The organism is Geodermatophilus bullaregiensis (assembly GCF_016907675.1).
In the GTDB taxonomy this organism is placed as follows: Bacteria; Actinomycetota; Actinomycetes; order Mycobacteriales; family Geodermatophilaceae; genus Geodermatophilus; species Geodermatophilus bullaregiensis.
On sequence record NZ_JAFBCJ010000001.1, the window covers coordinates 4,465,090 to 4,489,889 of the forward strand.

The following is a 24,800-nucleotide window of genomic DNA, read 5'->3' on the forward strand; positions in this document are numbered from 1 at the left end:
GCTCAGAGGACACCGTCGTCCAGTGCGGCGCGTCCGCGCTCGACGCACGGGTCGATGCGGTCGGCGTAGCCGGCGGTGTCCTTCCCGGCCATCGCGCCGGCGGCCGACCGGGCCACGATCCCGGCGACGATCGCGGCGAACTTGAAGTAGGCGAACCCGACGTACCAGTTGAGGTCCGCGAGGTCGACGCCGCTGCGCTCGGCGTAGCGCGCCGCGACCTCGGCCCGCGTCGGGAAGCCCTCGAGCGCGGTCACCGTGCTCTGGCCGGCCACGCTCGCCTCACCGGTCTCCGGCCAGTAGACGTGCAGCATGCCGAGGTCGGCCAGCGGGTCGCCGAGGGTCGACATCTCCCAGTCGAGGACCGCGCGGACGCCGCCGGGACGGTCGGGGTCGAGCAGGCAGTTGTCGAGCCGGAAGTCGCCGTGCACGATCCCGGTGCGCTGGGTCGCCGGCACGGTCTGTGCCAGGCGCGCGGCGAGGGCGTCCAGACCCGGGCGGTCGCGGTCGCGGGTGGCCTCCCACTGCTGGGTCCAGCGGCGCACCTGCCGCGCCATGAAGCCCTCCGGCCGGCCGAAGTCGCCCAGCCCCACCGCGTCGGGGTCGACGGCGTGCAGGTCGGCCAGGACGTCCACCAGCCCCTCACCGATCGCCCGGCGCTGCGCCGGCTCGTCGGCGTACCCGGCCGGGATCCGGTCGACCACGTGCAGTCCGAACACCCGCTCCATCACGTAGAACGGCGCCCCGAGCACCTCGGTGTCGGTGCACAGGTGCAGCGTCCGGGGCACCGGGACGGCGGTCGGCCCGAGCGCGCTGATGACCCTGTGCTCACGCGCCATGTCGTGCGCGGTGGCCAGGACCGCGCCGGTCGGCGGGCGCCGCAGGATCACCGCGTCCTCGGGCGCGCCCCCGGCCGGTGTCACCACGTACGTCAGGTTCGACATGCCCGCGGCGATGAGGTCGACGGTCACCTCGTGCCAGCGCTCGTTCCCCAGGACGGAGGCGAGATACGGACCGACGACGGCAGGGTCAGCTCCCACGGGACTGGACACGGGCCGCAGGGTAACCTCCGGCACTCCGCCTCCCGACCGGCCCGTCCGGGCCCCGTCCCCGACCCCCTCGCAGGGGTCGTGTGTCCCCCGCGCGCGGGCGGGCACAAACCGGGACCGCACGGCGTTGGGGGGCTGCCGGTCCCGCACCGGGCCGACTCCTGCGAGTCGGACGTGGACGGGCGCCGGTCCCACGACCAGCGGCCGCCCAGGCGGCCGGCCAGGACGGCGGCGTCCCCCGACGCCGCCGGACGAGGCGGACGACGTCCGCCTGCGACGACCCCGGAGGAGGGGCACACCCCATGGCCACCGACTACGACGCCCCGCGACGCAACGAGGCCGACGAGCTCGGCGAGGACTCGCTCGAAGAGCTCAAGGCCCGCCGGGCCGAGGCGCAGTCCGCCTCGGTCGACGTCGACGAGACCGACTTCAACGAGAGCCTCGAGCTCCCCGGCGCGGACCTGTCCAACGAGGAGCTGACCGTCCGCGTGCTGCCCAAGCAGGAGGACGAGTTCACCTGCTCGCGCTGCTTCCTGGTGCAGCACCGCAGCCGGCTGGCCGCCACCCGCGGCGACCAGATGTACTGCCGCGACTGCGCGGCCTGAAAGAGGAGGACCCCCTGCTCCCCGCAGGGGGCCAGCTGACGCGGGGAACGCAGGCCGCGGCCACGCGGCGGGACACGACGCGGAGGGCAGGGGATGAGCGAGCACAGGGAGCGCACGGCGGCACCGCGGGACGTCCCGCCGCCGCGGCCCGTGCAGCGGGCCACGTCCACCGGCGCGGGCCCGGCCGGTGGGGCGACCCGGGGTGCGGCGTGGCCGACCGACGACAGCGGGCTGGGCCGCGCGGCCCGTGCCGTGGCCGACGCCGTGGCGGGCCTGCTCGGCAACGCCGACGACGCCGGCGCCACGGCGTCCGACGGTCCCCGCCGCTCGACGGCCGGCACCCTCCGCGACGTCGTCGGGGCGGTCGCCGCCGCGGTCGGCCGCCGCAGCGGGGAGCCGGCCACCGGCCGGGCGGACGGCGAGGACCCCCGCCGGACGCCGGGCACGGTGCTCGGCGACCTGCTCACCACCACGGCGCCGTGGCTGCCCGTCCGGGACGCCGCGCGGCTGCGGGCGGCCTTCCCGGGCCGCTCCGACGAGGAGATCGCCGACGCGCTGGTCACCCGCGCCTCGCGGCTGACCGCGGCGGTCGGTGCGGCCACCGGTGGCCTGTCGGCCGCGCAGTGGTTCGCCCCGCCGTCGCTGGTCGCCCTCCCGCTGGAGCTCGGCGCGGAGACGCTGGTGGTCGCCGCCGTCGAGGTGGTGCTCCTCGGCGAGCTGCACGAGCTGGCCGGCCGGCCGGCCCGGGGCGACGCGGCCGAGCGCGCCACCGCCTACCTCGCCAGCTGGACCCAGCAGCACGCCGTCGACGCCAGCAGCGAGCAGGGCCTCGGCGCGCTGGTGGGCACCGCGGGCCTGCGGGCGCTGCGCCGCCGGCTCTCCCGGCGGATGGCCCGCAACCTGGGGTCGGCGGCGCCCCTGCTGGTCGGTGCCGCGCTCGGCGGGCGGGGGAACCTCAAGGCCACCGAGACCCTGGCCCGGCGGGTCCGCACCGACCTGCGCCGGCTCGGTTCCTGACCCGGCGGCCGGTCCGCCACCTCCGCCTGCCCGCGGTTAGGGTCGCCGTCGTGGTCGACCCCCTCCCTCCCGCACCCCCGCCGGACGGGCTCGACGTCCCGGTCCGGCTGGTCGCCGAGGGCGCTCCGCTCCCGCGCTACGCCCTCCCCGGCGACGCCGGTGCCGACCTCGCCGTCACCGAGGACGTCGAGCTGGCACCCCTGCAGCGGGCCCTCGTCGGCACGGGCGTGGCCGTGGCCATCCCGGAGGGCTACGCCGGGTTCGTGCACCCGCGCTCGGGCCTGGCCGCCCGGCACGGGCTGAGCCTGGTCAACGCCCCCGGCACCATCGACGCCGGCTACCGCGGCGAGATCAAGGTCAACCTGGTCAACCTCGACCCGACCACGCCGCTGACCCTGCGCCGCGGCGACCGCGTCGCCCAGCTCGTCGTGCAGCCGGTGGTGCAGGCCCGCTTCGTCCCCGTGGAGGAGCTGCCCGCGAGCACCCGCGGCGAGGCGGGGCACGGGTCGACGGGACAGGAGGCCTGACATGCCGTTCGGACGACGGCGCAACCGCATCGACCGCAGCCTGCGCGAGCGCGGCGTCCCGCCGGAGCCGCAGCACCGCGAGCGCGACGTCGAGGAGACCAGCGGCCCCTACGACGAGGCCGACGCCCCCGACGACGGGACCACCCGCGTCGACCTCGGCGCGCTCCGGCTGCCCGCCGTCCCGGGCACGGAGCTGCGGGTCGACGTCAACCAGCAGCAGAAGGTCATCGGCGCGACGCTGCGCTACGGCGACTCGCTGCTGCAGCTGTCCGCCTTCGCCGCGCCGCGTGCCACCGGCATCTGGGACGACGTCCGCGCCGACCTCGCGCGCGGGGCCTCCGGCCAGGGCGGGCGGCTGCACGAGGTGGACGGTCCCTTCGGCCCCGAGCTCTCCGGCACCGTCGTCGTCACCCCACCGGCCCAGCCCGGCGGCCCGCCGCCCAAGCCCGTGCGCCGGCCCGCCCGGTTCCTCGGCGTCGACGGCCCGCGCTGGTTCCTCCGCGGCATGATCAGCGGCCCGGCCGCGGAGAACCCCGACGCCGCGGCCGTCCTGGAGGAGGCCTTCCGCAAGGTCGTCGTCGTCCGGGGCAGCGACCCCATGCCGGTGCGCGAGCAGCTGCCGCTCACCCTCCCGCCGCAGGCCGCCGCGCAGCTGGCCCGCCAGCAGCAGGGCGGCGGCCGGCACGCGGCCGGACCGGGGACGGCGGCGCCCGGCCCGACCGCGTGACCGGCCCGGTCGTCGTCCCCTACGGCCCGCACGCCGACCAGTTCCTCGAGCTGACCCTGCCCGCGGGCGCCGGTCCGGCGCCCGTCGTGGTCGTGCTGCACGGCGGCTTCTGGCGCGCCGCGCACGGCGTCGAGCTGGCCCGCCCGCTGGCCGCCGACCTCGCCGGCGCGGGCTGGGCCGCCGTGGCCGTCGAGTACCGCAGGGTCGGTGCCGGGGGCGGGTGGCCGGCCACGGTCGAGGACGTCGCCGCCGCCCTCGACGCGCTGCCCGGCCTCCCGGACGCCGGGCGCCTCGACCTCTCCGGCGTGACCGTCGTCGGCCACTCCGCCGGCGGTCACCTCGCCGCGTGGGCCGCCGGCCGCGGCCGGCTGCCCGCGGGCGCTCCCGGTGCCGGACCCCGGGTCCCGGTGACCGCCGCGGTGCTGCAGGCCGGCGTGCTCGACCTGCGGCGGGCCGCGCGCCGGCGGCTGGGCGCCCGGGCGGTGCAGGCGTTCCTCGGCGGCGGGCCCCGCCGCCGGGCCCGCCGGTACGCCCTCGCCGACCCCGTCCGGCTGCTGCCCACCGGCGCCGAGGTGCTGTGCGTGCACGGCACCGGCGACGACGTCGTCCCGCCCGGGCAGAGCGAGCGCTACGCCGCGGCCGCGGCCGCCGCCGGTGACCGGGTCGAGGTGCGGACCGTGCCCGGCGGGCACATGGGGCTCGTCGACCCGGCAGGGGAGGCGTGGGCGCTCGTCCGCGACTGGCTGGAGCGCCGCCGCGACGGACGCGGTGGCCGCACTACGCTGGAGCCGTGACACAGACGCGTCCCGGCGGCTGGCTCGCGCGCACCCTGCAGCGGCTGACCGCCGACGACTCCACCATCGACGCGCAGGAGCTGCGCGCCGAGACCGACCGCTCCGGCTGCGAGCCGGTGAGCCACTGCCGCAAGGGCGAGGTGGTCACCGTGACCGGCCGGCTCAAGTCGGTGGTCTACACCCCGCGCGAGACGGTCCCCACCCTCGAGGCCGAGCTGTTCGACGGCTCCGGGTCGGTGACCCTGGTGTGGCTCGGCCGCCGGCGGATCCCCGGCATCGAGCCGGGCCGCACGCTGACCGCGCGGGGCCGCTTCGCCCACTTCGACGGCCGCAAGGTCATCTACAACCCCTGGTACGAGCTGAGCGCGGGGTGACGGCGCCGGCCGACGACGACGGCCGGCGCGCCCCGGGACGAGCCGCGGGGCAGCCAGCGGGGCAGCCGGACGACGGTGCCGGTGGTGGGCCCGGTGACGGTCAGGGAGTGACCCTCGACCGGCACCTGGTGCTCGAGCAGCTCGGTGGCTGGCGGGGGATGGTCGACGCCTCGCTGCCGACCGTCGCCTTCATCGTCGCCAACTCGATCGGCGACCTGCGCACCGCGATCTGGTGCGCCCTCGGGGCCGCCGTCCTCGTCCTGCTGTTCCGGCTGGTGCGCCGGGAGAGCCTGCAGCAGGCCTTCAGCGGCCTGTTCGGCGTCGCCGTGGCGGTGGCCATCGCGGCGGCCTCCGGTCAGGCCCGCAACTACTTCGTGCCGGGCATCATCCGCAACGCCGTCATCGGCGTCGTCCTGCTCGGCTCGGTGCCGCTGCGCTGGCCGCTGGTCGGCGTGGCCGCCGAGTTCCTCGCCCCCAGCCACCTCGGCTCGATGGCCGCGCACTCGCTGCCCGGGCTGCGCCGGCGGGTCGACACCGCCCGCGCCCGGCTGCACCACCGGCCCCCGCCCGCGACCGCGGCGCCCGGCGAGCGGCCGGCCGACCCCGAGCCCGAGCGGCACTGGCGCGACGACCCGCGGGTGGTGCGCGCCTACGGCTGGCTGACGGTGATGTGGGCGCTGACGTTCCTGCTGCGGGTCGCGGTGCAGACGCCGCTGTACCTGGCCAACGAGGAGGAGCTGCTCGGCATCGCCTCGCTGGCGCTCGGGCTGCCGGTGACCGCCGTGGCCCTGGCCATCACGCTGTGGGTGGTCGCCCGCCTGCACCGGCACCGGGTCGAGACCGCAGCCACCGACACCTGAGGACCGACCCCGTCCGGCCGTCCTGCTATCGGGCGGTGGCGGAGAGCACCTGCTGCAGCTGCTCCTCGACGTCGGCGTGCGTGACGAACAGCAGCTCGTCGCCGACCTCGAGCGGCTCGTCCGGGCTCGGCGTGATGACCCGGTCGCCCCTCAGCAGCGCGGTGAGCACCGTCTCGCGCGGCAGCGGCACCTCGCGCAGCGGCCGCCCGGCCCACGGGGTGTCCTCGGCCAGCGTGATCTCGACCAGGTTGGCCGCGCCCTTGCGGAAGCTCATGAGCCGGACGACGTCGCCGACGGTCACCGCCTCCTCGACCAGCGCGGCGAGCACCCGCGGGGTGGAGACGGCGACGTCGACGCCCCAGGCCTCCGTGTAGAGCCACTCGTTGCGCGGGTCCTTGACCCGGGCGACGACGCGGTTGACCGCGAACTCGGTCTTGGCCAGCAGCGAGACGACCAGGTTGGCCTTGTCGTCGCCGGTGGCGGCCACGACCACGTCGCAGGTGGCCAGCTGCGCCTCCTCCAGGGAGGACACCTCGCAGGCGTCGGCCTGCACCCACTCCGCGCCGGGCACGGCCCGGGTGCGCACCTTGCGGCCGTCCTTCTCGATGAGCATCACGGTGTGCCCGTTGTTGAGCAGCTCCCCGGCGATGGAGCGGCCGACCGCGCCGGCGCCCACGATGGCCACCCGCATCAGGACCGGCCTCCCTGGGGGCGCTCCACCGTCTGGTGCACGCGGTCGGAGATCTCGTCGGTGGCCGCGACGACGAGCTGGTCGCCGTCCTGCAGCACGGTGTTCGCCGTGGGCAGCAGGGCGTCGCCGAAGCGGACCAGCCAGGCGGCCCGGGCGCCGGAGGCGGCCTCCAGCTCGGCCAGCCGGCGGCCCACCCACCCGTCGGTGACGGTCACGCGCATGAGCAGCACCGTGCCGGTGGGCTCGCGCCAGATCTCGCTGACCTTGACCGAGAGCAGCTCGCGCAGCAGCCGGTTCACCGTCCAGGGGACGGTCGCGACGCTGGGGATGCCCATGCGCTCGAAGACCTCGGCGCGCTTGGAGTCGTAGATCCGGGCGACCACGTGCTGGACGCCGAAGGTCTCCCGGGCCACCCGCGCGGCGATGATGTTGGAGTTGTCGCCGCTGCTCACCGCGGCGAAGGCCCCGGCGGAGTCGACGCCGGCGTCGAGCAGGGTCTGGCGGTCGAAGCCCAGGCCGGTGACCTGGCGGCCGCCGAACTCGGGACCCAGCCGGCGGAAGGCCTCGGGGTCCTGGTCGATGACCGCGACGCTGTGGCCGATCTGCTCCAGCTTCCGCGCGATGGCCGAGCCGACGCGGCCGCAGCCCATGACGACCACGTGCACGTGCCGCTCCCCGGGTCGTCGTCGCGAGCGCCTCCCGCCCGCGCCACCGGGCGCGAAGCTACACCCGCCGCGGCCCCGTCCGGGCAGCGTGCCGGACGCCACGCCCCCGTGGGGCCACGCGGGCCGGGGGGCGGCACCGGGGGTCCGGCGTCCGTACCATCGCCGCCGTGCCAAGCCTGTCCGACCTCGGACAACTCCCGAAACGGCTGGTCGTCGGCCGGCCCGTCCGCAGCGACCGGCTGGGGGAGTCCCTGCTGCCCAAGCGGCTGGCGCTGCCCATCTTCGCCAGCGACCCGCTCTCCTCGGTGGCCTACGCCACCCAGGAGATCCTCATCGTCCTGACGCTGGCCGGCACCGCCTTCCTCTTCCTGGCGCCGTGGCTGGCGATCGCCGTCGTCCTGCTGCTGGCGACCGTCGTCCTCTCCTACCGCCAGGTGGTGCGCGCCTACCCCTCCGGCGGGGGCGACTACGAGGTCGCGATGAAGAACCACGGGCAGTTCGCCGGGCTCACCGTGGCCAGCGCCCTGCTGGTCGACTACGTGCTCACCGTGGCGGTGTCGGTCGCGGCCGGCACGGACAACATCATCTCGGCGTTCCCCACGCTCGACGAGCACCGCGTGCTCATCGCCGTCGGGCTGGTGACGGTGCTCGCCGCGGCCAACCTGCGCGGGGTCCGGGAGTCCGGGCGCACCTTCGCCGTCCCCACCTACCTGTTCATCAGCGGCATCCTGGTGATGGTCGTGACCGGGCTGGTCCGGGACCTGTTCACCGACTCCCCGGTCGTCGCCGAGACGGCCGGCTTCACCGTCACCCCGGAGCCGGGCTACGAGCAGCTCGCCGGGGTGGCGCTGCTGTTCTTCGCGCTGCGGGCCTTCGCCTCGGGGTGCACGGCCCTGACCGGCGTCGAGGCCATCGCCAACGGCGTGCCCGCCTTCAAGCCACCCAAGAGCCGCAACGCGGCCACCACGCTGGCGCTCATGGGCGGGATCGCCGCGGCGATGTTCGCCGGCGTCACCGCGCTCGCGCTGGCCTCCGGGGTCAAGTACGTCGAGCACCCCTGCGACCTCGAGGGGTTCACCGACTGCGAGACCGAGCCGCAGCGCACGGTCATCGCCCAGGTGGCCGCCGCGACGTTCGGCGGGGACACCTCGGTCGGGTTCTTCGCCATCCAGGCGGCGACCGCGCTGGTCCTGGTCCTGGCCGCCAACACCGCCTTCAACGGCTTCCCGCTGCTGGGCTCGGTGCTCGCCCAGGACCGGTTCCTGCCGCGGCAGCTGCACACCCGCGGCGACAAGCTGGTCTACAGCAACGGCATCCTGCTGCTGGCCGGCTTCGCGGCCCTGCTGCTCGTCGCCTTCCAGGCCGACGTCAACCGGCTGATCCAGATGTACATCGTGGGCGTCTTCACCAGCTTCTCCATCGGCCAGTGGGGCATGGTGCGGCACTGGAACCGGGAGATCGGCCTGTCCGACGACCCGGTCGAGAAGCGGCGGATGCGCCGCTCGCAGGTCATCAACACCATCGGCGGCACCCTCACCACCGTGGTGCTGGTCATCATCGTCGTCACCAAGTTCACCCGCGGCGCCTACCTGGTGATCCTCGTGATGCCGGTGCTCTTCGTGCTCATGAAGGCCATCAACAAGCACTACTCGCACGTGGCCGCGCAGCTGCGGCCCGACAGCGACTCGCGGCTGCTGCCCAGCAAGGTGCACGCGATCGTGCTGGTCTCGAAGGTGCACAAGCCGACGCTGCGGGCGCTGGCCTTCGCCCGGGCGACCCGGCCCGACGTCCTCACCGCGCTGACGGTCAACGTCGACGACGAGGACACCCGCTCGCTGCAGGCCGACTGGGAGCGCTACGACATCCCGGTGCCGCTGACCGTGCTGGAGTCGCCCTACCGCGAGATCACCCGGCCGGTGGTCGACTTCGTCAAGGGCGTCCGCCGGGACAGCCCGCGCGAGCTGGTCGTGGTCTTCGTGCCGCAGTACGTCGTCGGGCACTGGTGGGAGAACGTCCTGCACAACCAGAGCGCGCTGCGGCTGCGCGCCCGGCTGCAGTTCCAGCCCGGGGTCATGATCACCACGGTGCCGTGGCAGCTGGAGAGCTCGGTCGGCCGGGGCGAGGACGACCGGCGCCTGGGCCCCATGCCCGGCGACCTGCGCCGCGGGCTCACCGACGACCAGGTGGAGGCCACCCCGTATGGGTAAGGACCCCGCTGCCCCCCACCGCTCGCAAGCTCGCGGCGGGCCCCTGCAGCGGGGCCGACTGCGGCCTGATCGGGGACTGGGGTGGGTCGGGCGGGAGTTCGAGGTCAGCGTCGGCCCGGTCGCGCACGGCGGGCACTGCGTGGCCCGCGCCGAGGGCCGGGTGGTCTTCGTGCGGCACGCGCTGCCGGGGGAGCGGGTGGTCGTCCGGGTCACCGAGGACCGCCAGCCCGGCTACTGCCGCGCCGACGCGGTCGAGGTGCTCGAGGCCGCGCCCGACCGCGTCGAGCGGCCCTGCCCGTACAGCGGCCCCGGCCGCTGCGGGGGCTGCGACTGGCAGCACGTCTCGCCGGAGGGGCAGCGGCGGCTGGCGGCCGACGTCGTCCGGGAGCAGCTGACCCGCCTGGGCGGGCTGAGCGCCGGGGACCCCGTCGTCCGCGACCTCGTCGTCGAGGAGCTGCCCGGCGGGCCCCTGCGCTGGCGCTCGCGGGCACGCTTCGCCGTCGACCGGACCGGGACGCCGGGGCTGCGGCGGCACCGCTCCCACGACGTCGTCGTGCTCGACGACTGCCCGATCACCGTCGAGCCCGCCGCCCGGGCCGTGCTCGACCGCCGCTGGCCGGGCGCCGGCGCGGTCGACGTCGCCGTCGACTCCACCGGCGCGGTGACCACCACGCGGCTGGACCGCCGCGGCGTGCCGACGTCGACCCGGGTGCTGCGGCCGGGGGAGGACGTCGCCGCCGCACCCGCCGGCCGGGCCGGCCGCCAGGCCGCCGGGCGGGACTGGGAGGTCGAGGGCACCGGCTTCTGGCAGGTGCACGAGGCCGCGGCCGACGCGCTGGTGGCGGCCGTGGCCGGCGCGGCGGGCGTGCGCCCGGGGGAGACGGTGCTCGACCTCTACGCCGGCGCCGGGCTCTTCGGCGGCGCACTGGCGCCCGCGGTGGGGGAGCCCGGCCGGGTGGTGTGCGTGGAGGCCGACGCCGAGGCGTGCGCGGCCGCCGAGGCCAACCTGGCCGGCCTGCCGCAGGCCGAGGTCTGGCAGGGCGAGGTGGACGCCGAGGGCCTCACCGGGCTGCTCGACGAGCTCGGGGGCGCCCCGGACGTCGTCGTCCTCGACCCGCCCCGCGCCGGTGCCGGCCCGGCGGTGAGCCGGGTGCTGGCCGGCACCGGTGCCCGCGCCGTCGTCTACGTGGCCTGCGACCCCGCCTCGCTCGGGCGCGACGTCGCGGTCTTCCGCGCCGCGGGGTACTCCCTCGCGGCCCTGCGCGGCTTCGCCGCCTTCCCGATGACCGCGCACGTGGAGTGCGTGGCGCTGCTGGTGCCCGCGGCCTGACCTGGTCCCCGCCGCCCGGCACACCGCGGCCCACCCTGCGGGCATGGCCGGACCCGACTCCTGCCCGGTGTGCGGGGAGATGACGCCGCGCCGCGACAGCGGGGCCGCCGACGAGCGGCACGACGAGACCACCGACCCGCTGGTGTTCGTCGACCACCTCTGGGCTCCGCCGCTGTGGGGCCAGGGGCAGCGGGCCGAGCCGGCCCCGTGCCCGGGATCGGGACAGAACCGGGCCGGTCACCGGCGCCCCTGAGCGGCCGCCCCTCCCTTCCGCTCCGGGCGCCGGCGCGGTAGGCAGCGCGGGTGCAGGTCCACGTCGTCACCCATCCCGAGGTCCGGGTCGAGCCGGACGTGCCGGTGCCCGAGTGGGGCCTGTCCGAGGTCGGGCGCGACCGGCTGGCGCACCTGCTCGCGCTGCCGTGGGTGCCTCGGCTGACCCGGGTCGTCGCCAGCACCGAGCGCAAGGCCGTGGAGACCGCGGCCGCGCTGGCCCGGCACGGAGGGCTGCCGGTGGCCCTCGACGCCGGGCTCGGGGAGAACGACCGGTCGGCCACCGGCTTCCTGCCGCCCGCCGAGTTCGAGGCGGTGGCCGACGCGTTCTTCGCCCGCCCCACCGAGAGCGTCCGCGGCTGGGAGCGGGCGGTGGACGCGCAGCAGCGGGTCGTCGCCGCGGCCGGCCGCGCGGTGGCCGGCGCCGCCGGGGACGTCGCCGTCGTGTGCCACGGCGGCGTCGGCACGCTGCTGCTGTGCCACCTGCTCGGGGTGCCCGTCGACCGCCGCCACGACCAGCCGGGGCAGGGCAGCGTCTTCTCCTACGACCCGCACACCGGCTCCGTCGCGCACCCGTGGGTCCGCCTCGGCCCGGCCGGCCGCGGCCGTCCGGCTACCGTGTCCCCCGTGACGACGTGGGAGTACGCCTCGGTCATCACCGCCAACGACGCCGAGTCCCAGCGCGCTGGGGTCAGCGTCAAGCTCCCCGGCGGCACGCTGGAACGGCAGCAGGGGGACACCAGCTCGGTGCTCAACCGGCTCGGCGGCGAGGGCTGGGAGCTGGTCAGCTACCACTCCAGCGGTGCGGGCAGCTGGGGTTTCGAGCAGTTCTGGCTCAAGCGCCCCAGCGGCTGAGCCCACCCCCACCCGATCGGGTGCGTCGGCTCGAACACCTGTTCGGGCTGCGGCACACTGCGCGGTGTGGGTGCGAGCGTCCCGCCGGGCTGGCCGGAGCAGGTGCGGCCGCCGGGTGCCCCCGACTGGGAGGCCACCGCGGTCGCCTGGCTGTTCGACCTCGTGCCGCCGGACTACCGCGCGCACGCGGTCCTGCGCCGCTACCCGGTGCTGCTGGCCCGCTTCGCCGGGGACCACCTGAGCGCCGGTCTGCAGGCCGCCCGCGAGGGGTGGCGGACGGTGCGGGTGGAGATGGCCGACCACCTGCCGCCCGACGCGATCGAGGCCGCCGTCGCCGCCTACGAGCGGGAGGGTGCCCGCCTGGCCGCCGCCGCGCGCGGCGTCGTGGTGGTGGCCCGCGCGCTGCGCGGCGAGACGTGGGTGCCCCGCCTGTAGCCCGCCGCGAGCGCGCGGGGGGCGGGGGCAGGAGGGTCCTCAGCCGAGCCGGTCGGCCTCCCGGAGTGCGACCGCCAGGGCGCCGAGCACCTCGGCGCGGCCCCCGAGCGAGCCGGGCACCACGGTCAGGTGCTCGGCCGCGGCGGGGATGGCGGAGCGGGCGAGTGCGCGCCGCAGCGGGTCGACCAGCAGGTCGCCGGCGGTGCCCAGCTCGCCGCCGACGACGATGCGGTCGGGGTTGAGCGTGTTGACCAGTCCGCCGAGGACGACGCCGACGTGCGTGCCGGCGTCGGCGACGAGCCGCCGGCAGGCCTGGTCGCCCGCGACGGCGCCGGCGACCAGCGTCCGCAGGTCGCCGTAGTGCGGCGCGGCGGTCCGGATGGCCTGCAGCAGGGCGCTGCCGCCCGCGGTCAGCTCCAGGCACCCCCGGTTGCCGCACCGGCAGAGGTCGCCGCCGGGGTCGAGGCTCACGTGCCCGATCTCCCCGGCGGTGCCGGAGACGCCGCGCAGCAGGTTGCCGTCGACGACGATCGCGCCGCCCACGCCGGTGGCCATCTTGAGGTAGACGGTGAACCGGGAGCCCCGGCCGGCGCCCCAGCGGACCTCGGCCAGGGCGCCGAGGTTGGCGTCGTTGTCCACGACGACGGGGACGCCGAGCCGCTCCCGCAGCTCGACCGCGGGCGTGGTGCCCGACCAGCTCGGCAGGATGTTGGCCTGGGCGACGGTGCCGTACGGGGTCCCGGCGGCGCTGACGACCGGCGTGGGCAGGCCGACCACCGTCCCGACCACGTCCGCGGTGCACGCGCCGGCCCGCGCCAGCTCGTCCCGGACCCGGGCGGCCACGGTGTCGAGGACGTCGCCGGCGGCCAGCTCGGCGACCGGCAGCTCGGCCACGTGCTCCCCGACCACCTCGTGGGAGAGGTCGGCGACGGCGACGCGGACGTGCGTGCGCCCGATGTCGATGCCGACGACGACACCGGCCCGGCGGGTCAGCCGCACCAGCCCGGCGGGCCGGCCCCCGGTGGGGCGGGCGTCGGCCGGGTCGGCCGGGGTGACCAGGCCCCGGTCGACCAGGTCGGCGACGTAGCCGGACACCGTCGCGCGGGACAGCCCGGTCTGCTCGACCAGCTGGGCCCGGGTGGCCGGCCCGCCCAGGCGCAGCGCCTCGACCAGCCGGCGCGGGTGACCCGTGACGTCGGGCAGCCACGCCTGGGGGTCCATGCCGGGGATGGTCAGCGGCCGACGCCCTTCTGTCAACCACCGACGGAAGTCCCCACGCGACGGAGTGGTCGCCAGACCCCGCGTGACGGAAGGGCGCCGGGCGTCCGCGCCGTCCGGATCGCCCGATCCGCTCACCCGGAGGGGTCCCGGCCGCGCGACTACAGTGGGCCGGCGGCCCTCGCGAGCCGTGAACCCGCCGCCGACAGAGAGGACACCGCTGCGCCGTGTCGCTCCTGCGCTCGCTCCGCGACCCCGCCGACGTCCGGGCGCTGCCCCCCGAGCAGCTGCCCGCGCTGGCCGCCGAGATCCGTGACGCGCTCGTCGCCAGCGTCGCCCGCACCGGCGGGCACCTCGGCCCTAACCTCGGCTGTGTCGAGCTGACCATCGCACTGCACCGGGTGTTCACCTCCCCGCGTGAGCCGATCGTCTTCGACACCGGCCACCAGGCCTACGTGCACAAGATGCTCACCGGCCGGGTGGAGGGCTTCGAGCGGCTGCGCCAGCGCGGCGGCCTGTCGGGCTACCCCAGCCGCTCGGAGAGCGAGCACGACTGGGTGGAGAACAGCCACGCCTCCACGGCGCTGTCCTACGTCGACGGGCTGGCCAAGGCCTTCGCGGTCCGCGGTGACTCCCGTCCGGTGGTGGCCGTGGTCGGCGACGGCGCCCTCACCGGCGGCATGGCCTGGGAGGCGCTGAACAACATCGCCGCCGCCCAGGACCGGCCGGTGGTCATCGTCGTCAACGACAACGGCCGCTCCTACTCGCCGACCATCGGCGGCGTCGCCGACGCGCTGGCGACGCTGCGGCTGCGCCCGGGCTACGAGCAGGCGCTGCTGCAGGTGCGCTCCGCGCTGCACCGCGCCCCGGTCGTCGGCTCGGCGCTCTACGACGCGCTGCACGCCATCAAGAAGGGCCTCAAGGACGTCCTCGCGCCGCAGGGCATGTTCGAGGACCTCGGCATGAAGTACGTCGGCCCGGTCGACGGGCACGACATCCGCGCGATGGAGTCCGCGCTGCGCCGGGCCCGCTCGTTCGGCGGCCCGGTGATCGTGCACGCCGTCACCACCAAGGGCTTCGGCTACCCGCCAGCCGAGACCGACACCATCGACGCCTGGCACTCCACCGGCGTCTTCGAGCCCGACAGTGGGGTCAGCCCCACGGCCGCCCGCGACTGGACGGCGGCCTTCTCCGACGAGCTGGTGCGCATCGGCGCCGAGCGGGCCGACGTCGTGGCGGTCACCGCGGCGATGCTGCACCCGACCGGCCTCAACGCCTTCGCTGAGCGCTTCCCCGACCGCACGTTCGACGTCGGCATCGCGGAGCAGCACGCGCTCACCAGCGCCGCGGGCATGGCGATGGGCGGCCTGCACCCGGTGGTCGCGGTCTACTCGACGTTCCTCAACCGGGCCTTCGACCAGCTGCTCATGGACGTCGCGCTGCACCGCCAGCCGGTCACCGTGGTCCTCGACCGGGCCGGGGTCACCGGCACCGACGGAGCCTCGCACAACGGCATGTGGGACATGTCGATCCTGCCGGTGGTGCCGGGGCTGCGGCTGGCCGCCCCGCGCGACGAGCCCACCCTGCGGGAGGCGCTGCGCGAGGCCGTCGAGGTGACCGACGGGCCCACCGTGGTGCGCTTCCCCAAGGGCCCGCCGCCGGTCGACATCCCGGCGCTGGAGCGACGCGGCCCGGTCGACGTGCTGCGCCGCGGGCAGCGACCGGAGGTGCTGCTGGTCGCCGTCGGCTCGATGGTCCCGGTGTGCCTGGCCGCCGCCGAGCGCGCCGCCGACCACGGCATCGAGGTGACCGTCGCCGACCCGCGCTGGGTGCTCCCGGTGCCCGCCGAGCTCGTCGACCTCGCCGCCGGGCACCGCCTGGTGGTCACGGTCGAGGACGGCGGCCGCGCCGGCGGCCTGGGCACCACGCTGACCCAGGCGCTGCAGGACCGCGGCACCGACGTCCCGCTGCGCGCGCTGGGCCTGCCGCAGGCCTTCCTCGAGCACGGCAGCCGCGGGCAGGTGCTGGCCGACGCCGGGCTGACCGAGCAGGACGTCGCCCGCCGCATCGCCGAGGAGACGGCGCTGCTGGCCGAGCGCGAGGAGCAGCAGGCGGCCACCCAGCCGGTGGACGGCGCCCAGCAGTGACCAGCCGGGTCATCCCCGCCGGTAGGTCGTCACGAGGGTGCCGCCGAACTCCCGGCGCTGCACCGGCTCGAACCGCGTCGGCGTGAACGCGCCGGCGAACACCGGCACGCCCGCGCCCGCCACGACCGGGTAGCACTTCACGACCAGCTCGTCGATCTCGGGCAGCAGCGCCCCGGCGAGGGTCCCGCCGCCGGCCAGCCAGATGTCGAGGCCGCCGTCCTCCTGCTTGAGCCGCCGCACCGCGGCGACCGGGTCGTCCTGCACCACCGTCACGTCCGGGTCCTCCGGGAGCCCACCGCGCCGCGACACCACGAACTGGCGCAGGTGGGCGTACGGGCTGGTCACCCCGATGTCGAGCCCGGGCTGGTAGGTGCGGCGTCCCATCACGACCGTGTCGAAGCGGGCGTTGGGAGCGTCGATGCCGAGGTGCGCGCGCACGTGGGTGGGCAGCGTCTCGGGCAGGGCGGTGGCGAGATGACCCAGGAGGTCCTCGCCCAGCGGGAAGAAGTCGGTCTCGTCGGCCGGCCCGGCGACGTAGCCGTCGACCGTGGTGCCGACCAGGTAGGTGAGGGATCGCACGGGAGCCTCCGGGGATGGGTGTCCGAGGTCGCGGAGCGGTCCACCCTGCCCGACGTCATCGGTGCGGAGGTGGCCGGCGGCTCGCCGCCGCCGGCCGAGCCGCCCGGGGACGACGGACGGCCCGGGTCCCCCGCGGGACCCGGGCCGTCGTCGTGCGGTGCGTGCACGTCCGCGGACGTGCACGGGTCATGCCGGGAGGCTGGCCACGCCCCTCGGCAGGAACCGCGAGCCGGTGACCCGCTCGGACACGCCCGCTCGATCCAGGTAGGCGGAGATCCCGCCCAGCCAGAAAGGCCAGCCGGCGCCCAGGACCATGCACAGGTCGATGTCCTGCACCGCCTGGACGACGCCCTCGTCGAGCATCAGCCGGATCTCCTGCGCCAGCGCCTCGACCGCCCGCTCGCGCACCTGCTCCTCGGTCAGGGGTGAGTCGCCGGAGTCGATGCCGGCGAGGTCGGGGTCCACGACGCCCGGCTCGGAGTAGACGCTCGTCCTGCCCAGCTCGACCATCCTCCGCAGCCCCTCACCGACGGCGAACCGGTCGGGGAAGGCCTCGTGCATCCGCTCGGCCACGTGCAGCGCCACCGGCGGGCCGACGAGCGTCAGCAGCTCGAACGGTGTCATCGGCAGGCCCAGCGGGTCCAGCGCCCGGTCGGCCACGGCCACCGGCGTCCCCTGCTCCACCGAGGCGGTGACCTCGCCGAGGAAGCGGGTGAGCAGCCGGTTGACCACGAACGCCGGGGCGTCGGCGACCAGCACGCACGACTTCTTCAGCGCCTTGCCGACGGCGAAGGCGGTGGCCAGCGCGGCGTCGTCGGTCCGCTCGGCGCGCACCACCTCCAGCAGCGGCAGGACCGCCACGGGGTTGAAGAAGTGCAGGCCGACGACCCGCTCGGGGTGCTCGAGCTTGGCGGCCATCTCGGTCACCGACAGCGCCGAGGTGTTGGTGGCCAGCAAGCACTCGGCGGAGACGACGGCCTCCACCTCGGCGAACACCTGCTGCTTGACCGACATCTCCTCGAAGACGGCCTCGATGACGAGGTCGGCGTCGGCGAAGACGGACTTGTCCAACGAGCCGGTGACCAGGCCCGTGAGCCGGTTGAGGCGGTCGGGGGAGAGCCGGCCGCGGGTGGCCAGCTTCGCCAGCTCCCCGTGCACGTAGCCGACGCCCTTGTCCACGCGGGCCTGGTCGACGTCGGTGAGCACGACCGGCACCTCCAGCCGCCGCACGAACAGCAGCGCCAGCTGCGAGGCCATGAGCCCGGCGCCGACGACGCCGACCTTGGTGACCGTGCGGGCGAGCGACCTGTCCGGCGCGCCGGCCGGCCGCTTGGCGCGCTTGTTGACCAGGTCGAACGCGTACAGGCTCGCCCGCAGCTCGTCGCTCATCAGCAGGTCGGCCAGCGCCTCGTCCTCCGCGGCGGTGCCGGCGGTGAACGCCTCGCCGTCGACCCCGTGGCGGGCCAGGTCGAGCAGCTCGACGGCGCGCAGGGCGCCGGGGGAGGCGCCGCGCGTGCGGGCCGCGACGATGCCGCGGGCCCGCTCGATCGCGGCGTCCCAGCCCGAGGGGTCGACCTCGGGGCGCGGGACCGTCACGTCGCCGTTCAGGACCGCGGCGGCCCACTCCAGCGACCGCTCGAGGAAGTCGGCCGGCTCGAACAGCACGTCGGCGATCCCCAGCTGCACCGCCCTCGGACCGGGGGTGACCCGGTTCTGCGCCAGGGCGTTCTCGACCACCACGGTGACCGCCGCCTCGATGCCGATCAGGTCCGGCAGCAGCTGCGTGCCGCCCCAGCCGGGCACCAGGCCGAGGAACACCTCGGGGAACGCGACGACGGCGGTGCTCGCGATCGTGCGGTACGAGCAGTGCAGCGCCAGCTCCAGGCCGCCGCCGAGCGCCGCGCCGTTGACGAACGCGAACGTCGGGACGGTCGAGTCCTTGAGCCGGCGGAACACCCGGTGGCCGGTCGCGGCGATCTCCCGCGCGTCGGCCGCCGTGGCGATCGCCGGGACGCCGGAGAGGTCCGCTCCCACGGCGAAGACGAACGGCTTCCCGGTCACCGCGATGGCCGCCGGGGCGGGGGTGTGCGCGTCGATCCCGTCGAGCGCGGCGTCCAGCGACGCCAGCCCGCCGGGGCCGAAGGTGGACGGGCGCGTGTGGTCGTGCCCGTTGTCCAGCGTGACCAGGGCGATCTCGCCGGCCAGGCCGGGGAGTCGCAGGTACCGCACCTTGGCGGCGGTCACGACCTCGTTCTCGAAGACGGCGCTCACTTCGCGAGACCCTCCCAGGTCGGGTTCTCCCAGATGACGGTGGCGCCCATGCCCAGGCCCACGCACATGGCGGTCAGGCCGTAGCGGACGTCGGGCCGCTCGGCGAACTGGCGGGACAGCTGGGTCATCAGCCGGACGCCGGAGGAGGCGAGCGGGTGGCCGACGGCGATCGCGCCGCCCCACGGGTTGACCCGCTCGTCGTCGTCGGCGATGCCGAAGTGGTCGAGGAAGGCCAGCACCTGGACGGCGAAGGCCTCGTTGAGCTCGAACAGCCCGATGTCCTCGATGGTCAGGCCGGTGCGGGCCAGCGCGCGCTCGGTCGACGGGACGGGACCGACGCCCATGACCTCGGGCTCGACGCCGACGAAGCCGTAGCCGACCAGCCGCATCCCGACGTGCAGACCGAGCTCGAGCGCGACCTCCTCGGCGGCGAGCAGGCAGCCGGTGGCGCCGTCGTTGAGGCCGGCCGCGTTGCCCGCGGTCACGTTGCCGTGCGGGCGGAACGGCGTCTTCAGCGTCGCCAGGCCCTCGAGGGTGGTGTTCGGCCGCGGCGGCTCGTCGACGGTGGCCAGCCCCCATCCCTGCTCGGCGCTGCGCGTGGAGACGGTCACCAGCTCCGGGCCGATCTGCCCGTTGGCGACGGCCTTGGCGTACTTCTGCTGGCTGGCCAGGGCGAAGGCGTCGGCCCGCTCCCTGGTCAGGTGCGGGAAGCGGTCGTGCAGGTTCTCGGCGGTGGAGCCCATGACCAGCGCGGAGCCGTCCACCAGCTCCTCGCTGAAGAACCGCGGGTTGGGGTCGGCGCCCTCGCCCATCGGGTGACGGCCCATGTGCTCGACCCCGCCGGCGATGGCGACGTCGTAGGCGCCGAAGGCGATGCCCGACGCGGTGGTGGTGACGGCGGTCATCGCGCCGGCGCACATGCGGTCGATCGCGAAGCCGGGGACCGACGTCGGGAGCCCGGCCAGCAGCGCGGCGGTGCGGCCGATGGTCAGGCCCTGGTCGCCGATCTGGGTGGTGGCCGCGATCGCCACCTCGTCGACGCGCTCGGCCGGCAGCGCCGGGTTGCGGCGCATCAGCTCGCGGATCACGCGCACGACGAGGTCGTCGGCGCGGGTCTCGGCGTAGACGCCCTTCGGGCCGGCCTTGCCGAAGGGGGTGCGCACGCCGTCGACGAAGACGACCTCACGCAGCGAGCGGGACATGGGACCTCCGCAGCAGTTCGGTACCGGCCGGTACGGCACGGCGCCGTCCAAGTTACCCGCCGGTAACCCGACATCCAAGCCGACCCGACCCGGCAGGGGCAGGACGCGCCGTGGTGCCGGTCGGCCGGTCGGGCGACGCTCGGAGGAGGTCACGGTCCGGCAACGTCCGGGACCGGGGCTTGCACACCGTGTGACACAGCGCGCATATTGGCCGCCGCACTTCTGCGCATTCCCGACAGAACGGTGGACCCCACATGGCGCGACGGCGCACCATCATGACGGCCCTCGCGGCCTCCCTCGTCTTCAGCCTCGCCGCGTGTGGCGGCGACAGCGGCGGCGGCGACACCGGTGGCGGTGGCGGCGGCGAGGGTGGCGGCGAGGCCGCCGGCCGGGTCGGCGTGATCCTCCCCGACACCGAGTCCTCGGTGCGGTGGGAGAACTTCGACCGCCCGTACCTCGAGGCGGCCTTCGAGGAGGCCGGTGTCGAGGCCGACATCCAGAACGCCGAGGGCGACGCCCAGCGGCAGGCGACCATCGCCGAGCAGATGATCACCGAGGGCGCCACCGTCCTCGCGATCGTCAACCTCGACTCGGCCTCGGGTGCGCAGATCCAGGAGCAGGCCGCCAACGAGGGCGTCCGGACGATCGACTACGACCGGCTGACCCTGGGTGGGTCCGCGGAGTACTACGTCTCCTTCGACAACACCGAGGTCGGCCGGCTCCAGGGCCAGGGCCTGCAGCAGTGCCTGGAGGCCAACGGGGTCACCGAGGGCAACATCGCCTTCCTCAACGGCTCGCCGGACGACAACAACGCGACGCTGTTCTCGTCGGGTGCCCACGAGGTGCTCGACCCGCTGACGCAGTACACGCAGGTGGCCGAGCAGGCGGTCCCGGACTGGGACAACCAGGAGGCGGCGACGATCTTCGAGCAGATGTACACCCAGGCGGGCGGTGACATCGCCGGCGTGGTGGCCGCCAACGACGGCCTGGCCAACTCGGTGATCCAGATCCTCGGGCGCAACAACGCCGCCGGCCAGTCCAACGTGACCGGTCAGGACGCCAGCGTCGAGGGCCTGCAGAACATCCTCGCCGGCGACCAGTGCATGACGGTCTACAAGTCCGTCCGCGAGGAGGCCAACGCGCTCGCCGAGCTGGCCGTCGCGCTGATCAACGGCGAGGAGGGCGAGACCACCGGCACCGTGGAGGACACCGAGGGCGGCCGTGACGTCCCGTCGGTCCTGCTCACGCCGGTCTCGATCTTCCGCGACAACGTCAAGGACGTCGTCGACGACGAGTTCGTCAGCGCCGAGGAGCTCTGCACCGGCGAGTTCGCCGCCGCGTGCGAGGAGCTCGGGATCGAGTAGTGGTCAGCAGCCGCCGGGGCGCCGATGATGGGCGCCCCGGCGGCTGCTGCCGCAGCCCCCGCCAGCACGACCGAGAGGCCCGGTGTGTCCGCACCCGACGACCGTCCCCAGGACGGCACCCCCACCCTGGAGCTCCGCGGCGTCAACAAGAGCTTCGGTGCCATCCAGGTCCTGCACGACGTGCACATGAAGGTCTACCCCGGCCAGGTCACCGCGCTGGTCGGCGACAACGGCGCGGGCAAGAGCACGCTCATCAAGTCCATCGCCGGCATCCACGCCATCGACTCCGGCGAGCTCGTCTTCGAGGGCCGGCCGGTCACGGTCACCGGCCCGCGCGACGCCGCGGCGCTCGGCATCGAGATCGTCTACCAGGACCTCGCCCTGGCCGACAACCTCGACGTCGTCCAGAACATGTTCCTCGGCCGCGAGCGCAAGAACGGCATCCTCCTCGACGAGACGTCCATGGAGGAGGCGGCCCGGGACACGCTCAGCAAGCTCTCCGTGCGGACGCTGAAGTCCGTCCGCCAGCTGGTCTCCAGCCTCTCCGGTGGACAGCGCCAGACGGTCGCCATCGCCAAGGCCGTGCTGTGGGAGTCCAAGCTGGTCGTCCTCGACGAGCCGACCGCCGCCCTCGGCGTCGCGCAGACCCGGCAGGTGCTCGACCTGGTCCGGCGGCTGGCCGACACCGGCCACGCGGTGGTCTTCATCAGCCACAACATGGTCGACGTCTTCGAGGTCTCCGACCGGGTCGCGGCCCTGTACCTGGGCCGGATGGCGGCCGACGTCCCCATCTCCCAGGTCGACCGTCCCCAGGTCATCGAGCTCATCACGGCGGGCCGGTCGGGCGACCTCGGCATCGCCCCCGCCGACGTCGCGGCTGTGGAGGTCTGAGCGATGTCCAGCACGATCTCCGCGCCGACCAGCGCGCAGGAGCCCGGCGGGGCGCCGTCGGGCTTCGAGGCCGACCGCAGCGCGGACTCCCTCGGCGCGACGGTCCGGGCCTACGTCGACCGCGTCCGGGGCGGCGACCTGGGGGCGCTGCCGGCCATCCTCGGCATCGTCGTCCTCGGCCTGCTGTTCTTCGCACTGCGGCCCGAGACGTTCCTGACCCCGCGCAACATGGCCAACCTGGCCGACCAGGCGGCCCCGATCATCATCCTGGCGATGGGGCTGGTCTTCATCCTGCTGCTGGGCGAGATCGACCTGTCCGCCGGCGTGGTCAGCGGCGTCTGCGCCGCGGTCATGGCCAAGCTGCTCGCCGACGCCGGTGTGCCGTGGTACGTCTCGGTGGCGGCAGCCATCGTCACCGGCGTGGTCATCGGGCTGTTCACCGGCAGCCTCGTCGGCATGATCGGCATCCCGTCGTTCGTCGTCACGCTCGCGCTCTTCCTGGGCTGGCAGGGCTTCACGCTGCGGCTGATCGGCGAGGGTGGCACGGTCCCGGTGCGCGACCCGGTGATCTCGGCGATCAGCGACAGGAACCTCCCGGTCGTCCTCGGCTGGGTCCTCGCCCTGCTGGTCATCGCCGCGTACGCCGCGCTGCAGCTCAACCGGTTCCGCGTCCAGCGCGCCCGGGGGCTCGCGCACTCCCCGCTCGCCGTGGTGCTCGTGCGGATCGGCGTGATCGCCGCCGTCGTCGTCGTGGTGACGGCGGTGCTGAGCGTCGACCGCGCCCCGGCCGTCGGTGTGGTGCTCGCCGGGATCCCGTACGCCATCCCGCTCGTGGTCGTCCTGCTGCTGTTCCTGACCTTCGTGCTCGGCCGCACGAGCTTCGGCCGGCACGTCTACGCGGTCGGCGGCAACGCCGAGGCGGCCCGGCGGGCCGGCATCAACGTCACCCGGATCAAGGTGTCCGTGTTCGTCATCGGCTCGACCCTGGCGGCGATCAGCGGCATCGTCGCGGCCGCCCGACTCGGCTCGGTGGCGCCGGGGTCCGGCGGCGGCAACACGCTGCTCTACGCCGTGGGCGCCGCGGTCATCGGTGGCACCAGCCTGTTCGGCGGCCGGGGACGGGTGCGTGACGCCGTCCTCGGTGGCCTGGTCGTGGCGATCATCGCCAACGGCCTCGGTCTGCTCGGCACCGAGGCGTACCTCAACTTCATCATCACCGGTGGAGTGCTGCTGCTGGCCGCGAGCGTCGACGCGCTGGCCCGCCGGCGGGCGGCCGCGACGGGTCACTGAAAGGACCACCCTTCCCCCCATGCCTCGCAGGCTCGGCGCGGGACCCTGGAGGGTGGCCGTTCCAGTCCGTCACCAGGGGTGACCCCGGCTCACGCCGGGGCCACCCCTGGGTCGTTCAGGCGCGGGTGACGGCGTCGGTGAGCAGGTCGCGGGTCAGCTCGACCTGCCACTCGCGGGCACCGCCGGCGCGCAGGGTCGCGGCCACGGTCTCGGGGTCGCGCGGCTCGGGCGGGATCCACACCAGCCGGCGCACGAGGTCGGGGGAGACCAGGTTCTCGACCGGCACCGAGTGCTTCTCCGACAGCTCGGCCAGCCCGGCCCGGGCGGCCTGCAGCCGGGTGGCCGCGGCGGGGTCGCGGTCGGCCCAGCGGTTCACCGGCGGCGGCCCCTCGCCCGGCCGGCTGTGCGGCGGCAGCTCCGCTTCCGGCAGCGCCCGCCCGCGGGCCAGGGCGCCGAACCAGGTGCCGACCAGCTTGCGGTTGGCCCGGCCGCGGAACACCGGCAGCTCGAGCAGCGCGCCCTCGGTCTGCGGGTCGGCCTGGACGGCGGAGACCATCGCCGAGTCGGGCAGCACCCGGCCGGGGGCGACGTCGCGCTTGCGGGCCAGGTCGTCGCGGGCCTGCCAGAGCGAGCGCAGCATGCCCAGCTGCCGCCGGTTGCGCAGCCCGTGCACCCCGGAGGTCCGGCGCCACGGGTCGGCCTTCGGCGCCGGCGGCCCGGCAGCCAGGACCGCCGCGAACTCCTGCCGCGCCCACTCCGTCTTGCCCTGCTCCTCCAGGAGCGCGGCCAGCGCGTCGCGCAGGTCGACGAGCACCTCGACGTCGAGCGCGGCGTAGACCAGCCACTCCTGCGGCAGCGGCCGGGTGCTCCAGTCGGCCGCCGAGTGGCCCTTCTGCAGCGAGAACCCGAGCAGCGACTCGACGACGGCGCCCAGGCCCACCCGCGGCAGCCCGGCCAGCCGCGCGGCCAGTTCGGTGTCGAAGACCCTCGCCGGCACCAGGCCGATCTCGGCCAGGCAGGGCAGGTCCTGGTTGGCCGCGTGCAGCACCCACTCCGCGTCGGCGATCGCGGACTGCACCGCGGAGAGGTCCGGCAGCGGCACCGGGTCCACCAGCCCGGTGCCCGCGCCGGCGCGGCGCAGCTGCACGAGGTAGGCCCGCTGGCCGTAGCGGTACCCCGAGGCGCGCTCGGCGTCGACCGCGACCGGCCCGGTCCCGGCACGCAGCGCGTCGGCGTAGTCCTCCAGTGCGGAGGAGGTCTCGATGACCGGGGGGAGGCCGTCGCGCGGCGCGAGGAGGGGGACCGGGACCGCGACGTCGTCGGGGGCGGTGTCCTCGAGGGCTGGGTCCTCGGGTGCAGGGTCCTCGGGGACCGTGTCCTCGGGGGTGGGGTCGGGCCGGGGGTCGGTGCTCAGTTGCCGTCCACCTCATCGCCC

The 24,800-nt window shown here is 75.5% G+C and carries 24 protein-coding genes; 16 read left to right on the forward strand and 8 right to left on the reverse strand.

Features of this window, described 5'->3' with window-relative positions:
• Positions 1-2: 2 nt before the first annotated feature.
• On the reverse strand, positions 3-1,049 hold the full coding sequence (locus tag JOD57_RS21470) for a phosphotransferase family protein (RefSeq protein WP_204693869.1): 1,047 nt from the start codon (positions 1,047-1,049) through the stop codon (positions 3-5).
• 299 nt (positions 1,050-1,348) lie between these two features.
• On the opposite strand from JOD57_RS21470, the gene JOD57_RS21475 reads away from it, so the two are divergent.
• The 7 genes from JOD57_RS21475 (at position 1,349) to JOD57_RS21505 (ending at position 5,950) form a co-directional block, all read left to right on the forward strand.
• The gene (locus JOD57_RS21475; protein WP_204693870.1) at positions 1,349-1,651 is read left to right on the forward strand and encodes a DUF4193 domain-containing protein; all 303 of its coding nucleotides are present in this window, start codon (positions 1,349-1,351) and stop codon (positions 1,649-1,651) included.
• A 93-nt stretch (positions 1,652-1,744) separates the two neighbouring features.
• Entirely contained in the window at positions 1,745-2,668 is a 924-nt protein-coding gene (locus tag JOD57_RS21480; protein WP_204693871.1) for a hypothetical protein, read from the forward strand.
• 50 nt (positions 2,669-2,718) lie between these two features.
• Complete coding sequence (dut, locus tag JOD57_RS21485; RefSeq protein ID WP_204693872.1) at positions 2,719-3,195, forward strand: dUTP diphosphatase; 477 nt, start codon at positions 2,719-2,721, stop codon at positions 3,193-3,195.
• Position 3,196: 1 nt separating this feature from the next.
• Positions 3,197-3,922 (forward strand): DUF3710 domain-containing protein, encoded by a 726-nt coding sequence (locus JOD57_RS21490; RefSeq protein WP_204693873.1) that lies wholly within the window; start codon positions 3,197-3,199, stop codon positions 3,920-3,922.
• A complete protein-coding gene (locus JOD57_RS21495; protein WP_204693874.1) occupies positions 3,919-4,716 on the forward strand; it encodes an alpha/beta hydrolase family protein in 798 nt (265 codons plus the stop codon). The genes JOD57_RS21490 and JOD57_RS21495 overlap by 4 nt, the downstream gene beginning before the upstream one ends.
• The gene (locus JOD57_RS21500; RefSeq protein WP_204693875.1) at positions 4,713-5,090 is read left to right on the forward strand and encodes an OB-fold nucleic acid binding domain-containing protein; all 378 of its coding nucleotides are present in this window, start codon (positions 4,713-4,715) and stop codon (positions 5,088-5,090) included. Before JOD57_RS21495 ends, JOD57_RS21500 begins: the two co-directional genes overlap by 4 nt.
• Before the next feature lie 107 nt (positions 5,091-5,197).
• On the forward strand, positions 5,198-5,950 hold the full coding sequence (locus JOD57_RS21505; protein WP_204693876.1) for a DUF3159 domain-containing protein: 753 nt from the start codon (positions 5,198-5,200) through the stop codon (positions 5,948-5,950).
• Positions 5,951-5,975: 25 nt separating this feature from the next.
• On the opposite strand, the gene JOD57_RS21510 is transcribed toward JOD57_RS21505, so the two are convergent.
• Positions 5,976-6,641 carry a potassium channel family protein gene (locus JOD57_RS21510; RefSeq protein WP_204693877.1) on the reverse strand — a complete coding sequence of 222 codons (666 nt, stop codon included), beginning with the start codon at positions 6,639-6,641 and terminating at the stop codon, positions 5,976-5,978.
• Complete coding sequence (locus JOD57_RS21515) at positions 6,641-7,306, reverse strand: potassium channel family protein (protein ID WP_204693878.1); 666 nt, start codon at positions 7,304-7,306, stop codon at positions 6,641-6,643. The genes JOD57_RS21510 and JOD57_RS21515 overlap by 1 nt, the downstream gene beginning before the upstream one ends.
• Positions 7,307-7,473: 167 nt before the next feature.
• Here JOD57_RS21515 and JOD57_RS21520 point away from each other — a divergent pair, with 167 nt between their 5' ends.
• The 5 genes from JOD57_RS21520 (at position 7,474) to JOD57_RS21540 (ending at position 12,403) form a co-directional block, all read left to right on the forward strand.
• Positions 7,474-9,513: an APC family permease gene (locus tag JOD57_RS21520; RefSeq protein WP_204693879.1), complete on the forward strand. Its 2,040-nt coding sequence runs from the start codon at positions 7,474-7,476 to the stop codon at positions 9,511-9,513.
• Between the two features lie 139 nt (positions 9,514-9,652).
• The gene (locus tag JOD57_RS21525; RefSeq protein ID WP_372440274.1) at positions 9,653-10,843 is read left to right on the forward strand and encodes a class I SAM-dependent RNA methyltransferase; all 1,191 of its coding nucleotides are present in this window, start codon (positions 9,653-9,655) and stop codon (positions 10,841-10,843) included.
• 43 nt (positions 10,844-10,886) lie between these two features.
• Positions 10,887-11,096, forward strand: a complete 210-nt coding sequence (locus tag JOD57_RS21530) for a hypothetical protein (RefSeq protein ID WP_204693881.1) — start codon at positions 10,887-10,889, stop codon at positions 11,094-11,096.
• 50 nt (positions 11,097-11,146) lie between these two features.
• Positions 11,147-11,968 (forward strand): histidine phosphatase family protein, encoded by an 822-nt coding sequence (locus JOD57_RS21535; protein WP_204693882.1) that lies wholly within the window; start codon positions 11,147-11,149, stop codon positions 11,966-11,968.
• A gap of 66 nt (positions 11,969-12,034) precedes the next feature.
• Complete coding sequence (locus tag JOD57_RS21540) at positions 12,035-12,403, forward strand: hypothetical protein (RefSeq protein WP_204693883.1); 369 nt, start codon at positions 12,035-12,037, stop codon at positions 12,401-12,403.
• Between the two features lie 39 nt (positions 12,404-12,442).
• Here JOD57_RS21540 and JOD57_RS21545 read toward each other — a convergent pair whose 3' ends face one another.
• Positions 12,443-13,624, reverse strand: coding sequence for an ROK family transcriptional regulator (locus JOD57_RS21545; protein ID WP_204693884.1), 1,182 nt, complete (start codon positions 13,622-13,624; stop codon positions 12,443-12,445).
• A 224-nt stretch (positions 13,625-13,848) separates the two neighbouring features.
• Between JOD57_RS21545 and dxs the strand changes: the two genes are divergently transcribed.
• Positions 13,849-15,768: a 1-deoxy-D-xylulose-5-phosphate synthase gene (gene dxs / locus JOD57_RS21550; protein WP_204693885.1), complete on the forward strand. Its 1,920-nt coding sequence runs from the start codon at positions 13,849-13,851 to the stop codon at positions 15,766-15,768.
• Positions 15,769-15,777: 9 nt separating this feature from the next.
• Here dxs and JOD57_RS21555 read toward each other — a convergent pair whose 3' ends face one another.
• The 3 genes from JOD57_RS21555 to JOD57_RS21565 form a co-directional block, all read right to left on the reverse strand.
• Positions 15,778-16,347, reverse strand: coding sequence for a dihydrofolate reductase family protein (locus tag JOD57_RS21555; RefSeq protein ID WP_204693886.1), 570 nt, complete (start codon positions 16,345-16,347; stop codon positions 15,778-15,780).
• A gap of 186 nt (positions 16,348-16,533) precedes the next feature.
• On the reverse strand, positions 16,534-18,618 hold the full coding sequence (locus JOD57_RS21560) for a 3-hydroxyacyl-CoA dehydrogenase NAD-binding domain-containing protein (RefSeq protein WP_204693887.1): 2,085 nt from the start codon (positions 18,616-18,618) through the stop codon (positions 16,534-16,536).
• Positions 18,615-19,820, reverse strand: a complete 1,206-nt coding sequence (locus JOD57_RS21565; RefSeq protein WP_204693888.1) for a thiolase family protein — start codon at positions 19,818-19,820, stop codon at positions 18,615-18,617. Before JOD57_RS21565 ends, JOD57_RS21560 begins: the two co-directional genes overlap by 4 nt.
• A 254-nt stretch (positions 19,821-20,074) precedes the next feature.
• On the opposite strand from JOD57_RS21565, the gene JOD57_RS21570 reads away from it, so the two are divergent.
• From JOD57_RS21570 to JOD57_RS21580, 3 genes are all read left to right on the forward strand, one after another.
• Positions 20,075-21,184: a sugar ABC transporter substrate-binding protein gene (locus tag JOD57_RS21570; RefSeq protein ID WP_204693889.1), complete on the forward strand. Its 1,110-nt coding sequence runs from the start codon at positions 20,075-20,077 to the stop codon at positions 21,182-21,184.
• A gap of 84 nt (positions 21,185-21,268) precedes the next feature.
• Positions 21,269-22,075, forward strand: a complete 807-nt coding sequence (locus JOD57_RS21575; protein ID WP_307824849.1) for an ATP-binding cassette domain-containing protein — start codon at positions 21,269-21,271, stop codon at positions 22,073-22,075.
• A 3-nt stretch (positions 22,076-22,078) separates the two neighbouring features.
• Complete coding sequence (locus tag JOD57_RS21580) at positions 22,079-23,365, forward strand: sugar ABC transporter permease (protein ID WP_204693891.1); 1,287 nt, start codon at positions 22,079-22,081, stop codon at positions 23,363-23,365.
• A gap of 115 nt (positions 23,366-23,480) precedes the next feature.
• Here JOD57_RS21580 and JOD57_RS21585 read toward each other — a convergent pair whose 3' ends face one another.
• Positions 23,481-24,779, reverse strand: coding sequence for a ribonuclease D (locus JOD57_RS21585; RefSeq protein WP_204694994.1), 1,299 nt, complete (start codon positions 24,777-24,779; stop codon positions 23,481-23,483).
• Between the last annotated feature and the right edge of the window lie 21 nt (positions 24,780-24,800).